Raw genomic sequence first — 8,356 nt, 5'->3', positions numbered from 1 at the left:
CCCGCGGAGCGGGTCCCTCCGCGCTGCGCGCGGAGCAGCGAAGCTGCTCGCTTCGCTTCGCAGGAGCCTTCGCGCTACGCGCGAAGCAGCTCGCTTCGCTCCCTGCTTTCCTCCCCCGCTGCGCGGGGGAGGGCTCGCTCCGCTCGCAGAAATGCTCTCCGCGCAGCGGAGAGCAGGGAAATTGCTCACTTCGCTCGCAAGGTACAGAGCCAGCGCTTCGCGCTGGCTGCTCGCTTCGCTCGCTGTTTTCCTCCCCGCTGCGCGGAGAGGACTCGCTGCGCTCGCAAAAGAGATAAGGAACCCGCTGCGCGGGTAGTTGTCTCGCGCAGGGAAGCTCGCTTCGCTCATAAGGATACGGAACTCGCTGCTGCTGCGCGCAGCGCAGTGACGCAACTCGCTTCGCTCGTCGCATTTGGAGACCGCTTCGCGGGCTCCAAATAAACTCCCGTACTTTTCGGGGGAGTTGTCAGCCCCGCGTAGCGGGGCTGGACCGCTCGCTCAACAGGCCACGTAGCGACCTGGGTTCGATGTAATCGAACCGGTATGACTTCCGCTGCGCTCCAGTCATAGAGTGAAACGCCCCGTGTTGCGGGGCGAGTTCAGCCGCCCAAGTGCGGCTGGTGCCCTTCCGGATTCGCCTCCAGGACAAGCCCGCTGGCGTGGACTCAGACTGGCTGCAAGGTAGCTGATCTCCCGTCAAGCTGCTTTGAAGCTCCCAGTAGACCCACCGTGCTGGTCCCGTCCCGTCACAGGCAGCCGGACAACAGCCCCAACCGCAGAGAGCACCAGCATTCCCACAAAAACCCGACCCCCAAGCCCCCGAGCGCGCAGGATCAGCCGCAACTACCCGCCGGGCGGATGCGGGTGACCAGGCCCGTGGAGCCCGTGGTTGCGTCGATCCACACCACGTGCCTGCCGCCCACAGAGGCCGGCAAAACCTGCTCACCCCGGTTGCAGGAGACCCGCTCCCGGCGCGTACCGTCCGAAGTGAACTGCCACAGCCTGGCCAGCGTTTCCTGGCGTACCTCACCCGCGGGTGGCTCCGTCCCGACGGTCACCGCGTCGTCGGAGGCCGTCAGGTAGCGGGCCTGCAGTGCGTTCTTGCCCGTCGCAGGGCTGATGTCGATGCCGCCCGTCCCGTCGAGGTTCACCCGGCGCACCGCAGTCAGTCCCGACGGCCAGTCGGGCCGGTCCAGCCAGTAGACGTGCCGCGAGGTGACGGCGGTTGCCTGGGGATTCGCCGACCTGCTCAGTACCGTCCGGTTGCCGCTCGCGATATCCAGGAGCTCGATCTGGCACACCGTGCGGTAGCAGTCGGTGAAGGCGATCCTGCCGTGGCTCAGGGACGGGGCACCGGTGAACGCCCAGCGGCTGCCCGGACCGCCCGGAGGGACGAACACCGGGTCGGTCTCGCCGATCCGCAGGTACACCACGCGTGAACCGCCCTTGTACCGGTGCAGCGCGAAAGCTACGGCCTGTCCCTCGACTCGGAGCGAGGAGATGCCTCCGTTCCACTCGGCCGTGGAGTACAGCGTCCGGATCGGGCCTCCGGCGAGCGGCCGTGCCAGGATGTCGACAAAATGTCTCCGGTACGCCTTCCAGACCACTGTCCTGCCGTCCGTGACCGGATCGACATGGTAGCGGCCGTCGTTGGGGCTGATCAGCTTCTTCTCGCCCGAGCCGTCCAGCCGCCCGGCCCACACCGAATACGGCTCCGAGCCGTCCTCGTTGGACGTGGCCGCCGCCCACCAGCCGCCGCCCGCCCCGACGGTCGACCTCCGGTCCGTGCTGACGTTGCCGAGCAGCGGGTCGGAGTCCACACCCAGGGCCAGTTCCCAGCCCTGTACGATGCCGTGACCGTTGAAGGCCCGCTCGATGGAACGGAGTTGTCCGGCGGTGGCCTTGAGGTCGCGAGCCGCGGCGAGGACGGCGTTCCGGCCCTCGGTGAAGCCGTCCAGCGGAGTCAGGTACTCGGTCAGCGCTTTGTAGACGATGCGGTCGGCGAGCACGTGATCCAAGTCCTTGCGGATGTCCCACAGCGCGCCGGAGAAGATCGTCGAGTTGAGGTGAACGCCGCCGTTGTCCGTCTCGATCGTCACGCCGACGAAGGACTTGGACGTCGACCGGCCGTCGCCGAGGTCGCGGAAGGCGCACTCGCGCGGGCTCTTCGTCCGGCACAGCGTCGCGCCCATGAGCCCGGAGTCGGGACTGTCCATGGGAATGCCGTACGCGTCGGTCGCGACCGCCTTCCCGAAATAGTCGCCAATCGCCACTTCCAGGGCACCGGACTGTCCGGCGGGGACGAGTCCCGCGCTGGTCCCGACGACGCCGTACGTCAGCTGCTGGCCGACGACGTCCAGCCCGGCGGAGAACGGACGGTGCTCCCGGTCGCCGCCGTCATACACCACCTTGGTGCCGTCCCAGACGGCGTCGCGGTAGTGGCCATCGCCCAGGACCACGGAATTGACGTTCCCGCCCCGGCCGTCGAGGCCGTCACGGCCGAGTACCTGCCGGTAGTAGTCGACGACCTTGCCCGCGCCCCAGTGCGCGTCCACCGCCCCCGTATCCGTCGCCGCCGGGCCGAAGAGCGAGGTCGGCGAGCCGAACTCCTTGAGGCCGGGAGGCCAGCCGCCGATCACCTCGATGACGTTGAGGCCACGGGCATCCCAGGTGGAGACGAGGTGCTTGGCATTCCTCCCGTCGGACCGGGAGCGGTCGCGCAACACGTACTCCTTACGCGCCTCGTCGCGGTCCACGTGCAGTTCGACAGTTGTTCCGTCGAGCTTGACACCGGAGCCGGACGGGGCGACGACACCTCGGGGGGCGTCCTGCGAAATCCTTCCCTTCTCCATCGCTCCGGGGCCGCCGAACGCCCGGATCCCGCTGTACTGAAGGACCGGATATCCGGACTGGGCTTCGATGTACACCTCATAGAGCACCGGAGTCCGGGCGGTCGGATCCGTGCCCCGGACGGTGACGTGCCGGGTGAGCACGCCGCTGCCCCGGGGCAGGACGACAAGGCCTTGGTCAGTACCGCTGAGTTCGTGTCCCTGCTCCCCGACGGCCATCACAGCACGGGCAATCGCGGTCTTGGCATCGACCCCGGGTTCGGTGGAGACCGTCAGCCCGGTGAAATACCGCCCCGATGCACCAGTGACGGTCCGCTCGCCACCCTTGTTCTCCATGCGGACCACGTACTGCCCGCCGAGAACGTCCACGCCCCGGTGCAGCTGCTGGAACCGGACGACCTCCGAGGGGCCGTTGCTCACGCTCTGCACCAGCTTCAGATCCCGCTCCGGCTGCGCGATACGGTACCGGCTCTGCCGGTCGGCGAGATGCCGCAGCGCTGCACCGGCGGCGCTCCCCTTCGCCTCTGCCTTCTCCCGGACCCCGTTCACCAGCACGGGAGTTGAGGTCCGCTGTCCCGGGATGATCTGCCCGGGGCCGGGTCGTGGGTCGGCCGCGGCGGCGGGAACCGTGGAAACGACAAGTGCGGCGACGCCGATCAGCGCCGCCGCACTCGATAAGCCACTCCGTGTTCCGACCGAGGATCTCATTCTTGGTCTCATTCCTGTCATGCAAGCGGAGTGCAGGCTCGCTCAGCAACAGGGACGACACAAGTGCGTGTACGCGTTTCGGTCCCGGGCGCCCGGTTCGGACGCTCACGGTCCGGGCCTTCGCCTACAGCCCCGCCCGGTGGCACCGGCGGCCGCCGTCACGACCGACCGTCGGTCAGGCGTCATTTGACGCACGGGGCCGGCACGCTGCAGGACCCTGTTCCGGGTCCGCGAACGGCATCGACTTTTCTGCGGAGACCTGGACCGTGACGAGTGCCGACCCTATAGGGGTCAGGACATGTCTGACTGCCTTGCCCACACGATGTGTGGCGACCAGACCGCCGTTGCGCAGGGCAGTCACGTGCACCGACGCGGTCCCCGCGCTGACACCGAGCCGGTCCGCCAAGTCACTGGTGCCGCAACCGGCGCCGATGTTCAGGAGTGCTGCTGCGCGGCCCCGGCCGAGCAGTGCGCCGAGCCGACCGGGGGCGGCCGCCCCGTTCTCGTCCCACAGCGTGTGGTGCCCGGATGCCGGGTAGGTGATCACCGTTCCGGCCTCGTCCGCCAGAAGCACACCCGTCTTCCGGAAGACCGAAGGCACCAGAACCAGCCCGCGCTCCCCGACTCCCGTCTCGCCCCAGGCGTCGCGGACCGTGAGACCGGGCAGGCAGTCCACGACATGGCGCACTCCGAAGGCGGCAAGGTCGTGTGCGCGGAGTGCAACGTCCGACTCTCAGAGCGGTTCTGATCCGGGGCCAGTCACCGATGAGACAGTCCTGGAAGAAATCACGCGCTGTCTCCTGGAGCGGCCCGAGGGCCGTGAAGTCGAGTTCATGGCGACTTGTTGCTTCCCCCCTGCGGCAGAGCAACTGCTCGGCCACTGAACGAATCCGCGGCCGTACCGCAGTCGGAGGAAAGCTGAGCGCGTGACGCTGTGCAGATCTCGGGCTGCGCCGACGCCAGCTCTGCAGGGCCGGGTACTGCGCTCGAAGGACTTCGGCTGCCGCCAGCACCTCTAGCAGCGGCGAGACAAGGAAACGACAACCGGACAGAGCACTCACCGAAACACCCAATTCCGACAGCCCGTTGTACTCCGGCCGAGTCGGGACCTGGTCAGGTCTTCGTTCGCGGACCGATCCCGACAAGGGCTGGGCGATGGTGACAGTGGGCATCCGGTGGTACTCCTCCACTCGGCCTTCGTGGCTGTCGGTGGTCTGTCTCTTTCTCGCTTCGGCGGGAGAGGACTACGCACTTCGCTCATGGACGGAAATGACGTTCACCAGCTTTTCGAGTTGCTCAACGATCTGCTCCAGCGGACGTTCTGCCACGTCGACGACGATGGTCATGTGGGATGTGGCGGGCTCATCGGCCGGATCCACCGACAACGAATCGATGTTGAATCCCCGGCGGGAGAAGAGTCCCGCCACCCGCGTGAGGGCGCCAGCCTTGTTCTCGACGCGGACCAAGAGAGTGTGTTTCGGCATGGGTGTTCCTACTCTTCGTCGTCACCGAAGTCGGGACGGAGATCGCGGGCGGCCATGATGTCGTCGTTGGAGGTGCCTGCGGCGACCATCGGCCAGACCATGGCGTTCTCATGGACGATGAAGTCGATGACGACAGGCGCATCGTTGAGTGTCATCGCCTTCTCGATCGTCGCATCGAGTTCATCGGGAGATTCGCACCGCAGGCTGTGGCAGCCCATGGCTTCGGCAAGTTTGACGAAGTCCGGGATGCGGGTGTCCTTGCCGGGACCGCTCCCTGCCGCCTCACCGGAGTGCAGCACGGTGTTGGAGTACCGCTGTCCGTAGAACAGCGTCTGCCACTGGCGCACCATGCCCAGGACGCCGTTGTTGATGATCGCGACCTTGATCGGGATATTGTTGAGCGCGCAGGTGACGAGCTCCTGGTTGGTCATCTGGAAGCAGCCGTCGCCGTCGATCGCCCAAACCGTCGTTTCCGGCCGACCGACCTTGGCGCCCATCGCGGCCGGGACGGCGTAACCCATCGTGCCCAAGCCGCCGGAGTTGAGCCAGCTGTGGGGACGGTCGTATTCAATGAACTGCGAAGCCCACATCTGGTGTTGGCCCACGCCCGCAGCGATGATCGTGTCGTCGTGAGTCAGCCGGCCGATGCGCTGGATCACCTGCTGAGGGGAGAGCAAGCCAGCCGGTGCTGGTTCATGCCCCAACGGGTATGCCCTGCGCCAGGTGTCCAGCTGCTCCCACCAGTTCGCGTAGTCGCAGGCGGACTTGTCGTGTTCGAGTTCGTCCCGGACGGCGGTGATGAGGTCGGCCAGCACATCAAGGGCGTCGCCGACGATGGGAACATCCGCGAAGCGGTTCTTCCCGATCTCCGCCGGGTCGACGTCGGCATGTACGACGGTGGCGTTCGGTGCGAAGCTGTCCAGCTTGCCGGTGACACGGTCGTCGAACCGTGCGCCCAACGCGACGATCAGGTCCGATTTCTGGAGGGCCGTCACAGCAGCGACCGTTCCATGCATCCCCGGCATGCCCAGATGTTGCGGATGGCTGTCAGGAAAAGCACCGATGCCCATGAGAGTCGTGGTGACAGGAGCCCCGGTAAGTTCCGCCAGTACCTTCAACTCGTCGGTGGCCCGGGCCTTGAGCACACCGCCACCGACGTAGAACACCGGACGCTTGGCTCGGGCGAGCAGCTGGGCGGCCTCGTGGATCTGTTTACCGTGCGGCTTGGCTGTGGGCCGGTAGCCCGGGAGTCGGCGCTCGACCGGCCAGCGGAAGACGGTGTCCCGCTGCAACGCATCCTTGGTGATGTCGACCAGGACCGGCCCGGGGCGCCCGGTGGAAGCGATGTGGAACGCCTCGGATATCGCTTGGGGGATGTCGTCCGGGTCAGTGATCAGGAAGCTGTGCTTGGTCACCGGCATGGTGATGCCGCAGATGTCGGCTTCCTGAAAGGCGTCCGTACCGATCGCCGAACTGATCACCTGTCCGGTGATCGCCACGAGCGGAACCGAGTCCATGTAGGCGTCGGCAATCGGCGTCACCAGGTTTGTCGCTCCTGGTCCACTGGTGGCCATGCATACGCCGACCTTGCCAGTGGCCTGGGCATACCCTGTCGCGGCATGACCGGCACCTTGCTCGTGCCGCACCAGAATGTGCCGCACCTTGGTCGAGTCCATGAGAGCGTCGTACGCCGGCGTTATCGCTCCCCCGGGGATGCCGAACGCGGTGTCGACGCCCGCTTCTTCAAGGGATCGGACGAGGGACTGGGCGCCCGTCATGCTTTCGGACGGGCGTGGGGAGTCGGGTGATTGCACGGTCTGGGTCATCGGTTCTGGGTTCTCTCGTGGTGTCGCCACGGGCAGGTGGACTTGTCCGGGGGCGGCGAAGGAAGAGGGTGGCCAACACGCCGCCCAGACGCGGGCACGTGGTCTGCGCACACATCTCGACGAAGTGCACGAGGGGGAGCCCGTTGGGAGCCCGTCGATGCACAGGACGCATATCCGCTGGTGAGCGGGTTCCGATCTAAACACAGGGTGTCCGATTGTCGAAGCACCCGTCTCAGATAATGAGAGTGCCCGCAAGGGTTCGACGGCGAGTCAACGGCATGACGCCACGAGGCCCCTGTGCCGTCGATGAGGCTTGGAGTCTCACCGCCGCGGCACAGAGACCTCGGGATGGGGCGGCAGGTCAGCCGTTGATCAGATGGTCGGTGCCGGGCACCAGGTGGTCCTGGTGGGGCGTCATGTCGTCCACGTTCACGGTCTTGATGATCCAACGGGTCTGCAGCGCCTCGGGGTCACCCACGTTCACGACTTCCTTGGCGTGAATCGTGTGGTTGTTGTACGTCACCACGAAGTCTCCGGGCTCGATGAAGACCCGCTGCTTCAGCTTGTGCAGGATGTCGGCGACCTTGGGGACGATGCCCTTGGCGGCGTTGCTGACTCCCACCGTCCGGTTCTCGAAGAATCGCAGGTCCTCCGGGCCGCGACCGCCGATGATCGGATGCAGGTCGGCTTCACCGAGCTCCACCCGCCCGCCGCCCATGGTGCTCAGGTCATCGAAGGGGGTGTAGAACTCGGGCGAGCGCAGCAGCGCCAGCTCCTCTTCGGTGAAGCAGTCGATGACATCGATGTTTCGGACGAAGGAGGTGTAGACCTCGTTCACGGGGTTGCTTCGCATCCCGACCATGTACACCTGGTCGGGGCGCGCGAAGTGGTTGGCAAGGTCCTTGTGGAAGTGGATCTGCTTGAGCGCCTTCTGCGACTGGCTGCTCTGCAGACGCCGCTGGGGGTAGATGTCCTGGAAGACGTCACCGTCGTTGACGTTGACGTACCCGATCGCCGGCGTGTTCGCCAGTTGGGCGAACAGCGCGAGGAACCCCTCGGCTACGAACGTCTTCTTCAACTCGTACTTGGAGCGCACCGGCTGATCGAAGTCGAACACCGGGACATCTCGGTCGTACGGGACGTTCTTCATGACGACCACAGGCTCTGCGGCACGGTCGCGGGTCGCCAACGAGTCGACGTAGGCGTGGAAGCGCTCAGGGACCGCGCCATTCGCGATGAGCTGCCTCACCTGGAAGCGGTGAGCCTCGTAAAGGCGGTACGGGTTCGCGATGACGCCGTCGAGCGCGGCCTCCAGGGCCTCGCGCTCCGCATCGGTGAATACGAACTCCGGGATGATGGTCCAGTTGGTCCCGACAGTGGCTTCAGCAGTCATTTGCACCCCTTTGACGGAATCCCCCATCGCAGCGGGGGGTGTTGCTTGTTCCGGTGCGTGCCACGATCAGCGCTGCGCACCTCGGCGGGGAGCCAA

Annotated in this window: 4 protein-coding genes and 1 pseudogene; all 5 read right to left on the bottom strand. The window is 66.2% G+C overall.

What is annotated here, in order from left to right; genetic code table 11:
• Positions 1 to 833 precede the first annotated feature (833 nt).
• On the bottom strand, positions 834 to 3,557 hold the full coding sequence (locus tag ACFP1Z_RS19840) for a M4 family metallopeptidase (RefSeq protein WP_390317871.1): 2,724 nt from the start codon (positions 3,555 to 3,557) through the stop codon (positions 834 to 836).
• A 175-nt stretch (positions 3,558 to 3,732) separates the two neighbouring features.
• The gene (locus tag ACFP1Z_RS19835; RefSeq protein ID WP_390317869.1) at positions 3,733 to 4,233 is read right to left on the bottom strand and encodes a winged helix-turn-helix domain-containing protein; all 501 of its coding nucleotides are present in this window, start codon (positions 4,231 to 4,233) and stop codon (positions 3,733 to 3,735) included.
• Positions 4,234 to 4,813: 580 nt separating this feature from the next.
• Positions 4,814 to 5,041: pseudogene (gene ilvN, locus ACFP1Z_RS19830) on the bottom strand (acetolactate synthase small subunit); the annotation flags it as partial.
• Positions 5,042 to 5,049: 8 nt separating this feature from the next.
• Complete coding sequence (locus ACFP1Z_RS19825) at positions 5,050 to 6,867, bottom strand: acetolactate synthase large subunit (protein ID WP_390317867.1); 1,818 nt, start codon at positions 6,865 to 6,867, stop codon at positions 5,050 to 5,052.
• 361 nt (positions 6,868 to 7,228) lie between these two features.
• Positions 7,229 to 8,260 (bottom strand): hypothetical protein, encoded by a 1,032-nt coding sequence (locus ACFP1Z_RS19820; protein ID WP_390317865.1) that lies wholly within the window; start codon positions 8,258 to 8,260, stop codon positions 7,229 to 7,231.
• Positions 8,261 to 8,356 lie beyond the last annotated feature (96 nt).

Origin of the sequence: Streptomyces gamaensis (assembly GCF_042656465.1) — a bacterium.
Lineage (GTDB): Bacteria > Actinomycetota > Actinomycetes > Streptomycetales > Streptomycetaceae > Streptomyces > Streptomyces gamaensis.
Note: the sequence above shows the minus strand (reverse complement) of the source record. Positions and strands in the feature narration are given on the sequence as shown.

What these genes read in the sequence shown, in the direction of transcription:
- ACFP1Z_RS19840 (WP_390317871.1), bottom strand. Translation starts at nt 3,557, where the DNA reads ATGAGATCCTCGGTCGGAACACGGAGTGGCTTATCGAGTGCGGCGGCG.
- ACFP1Z_RS19825 (WP_390317867.1), bottom strand. Translation starts at nt 6,867, where the DNA reads ATGACCCAGACCGTGCAATCACCCGACTCCCCACGCCCGTCCGAAAGC.
- ACFP1Z_RS19820 (WP_390317865.1), bottom strand. Translation starts at nt 8,260, where the DNA reads ATGACTGCTGAAGCCACTGTCGGGACCAACTGGACCATCATCCCGGAG.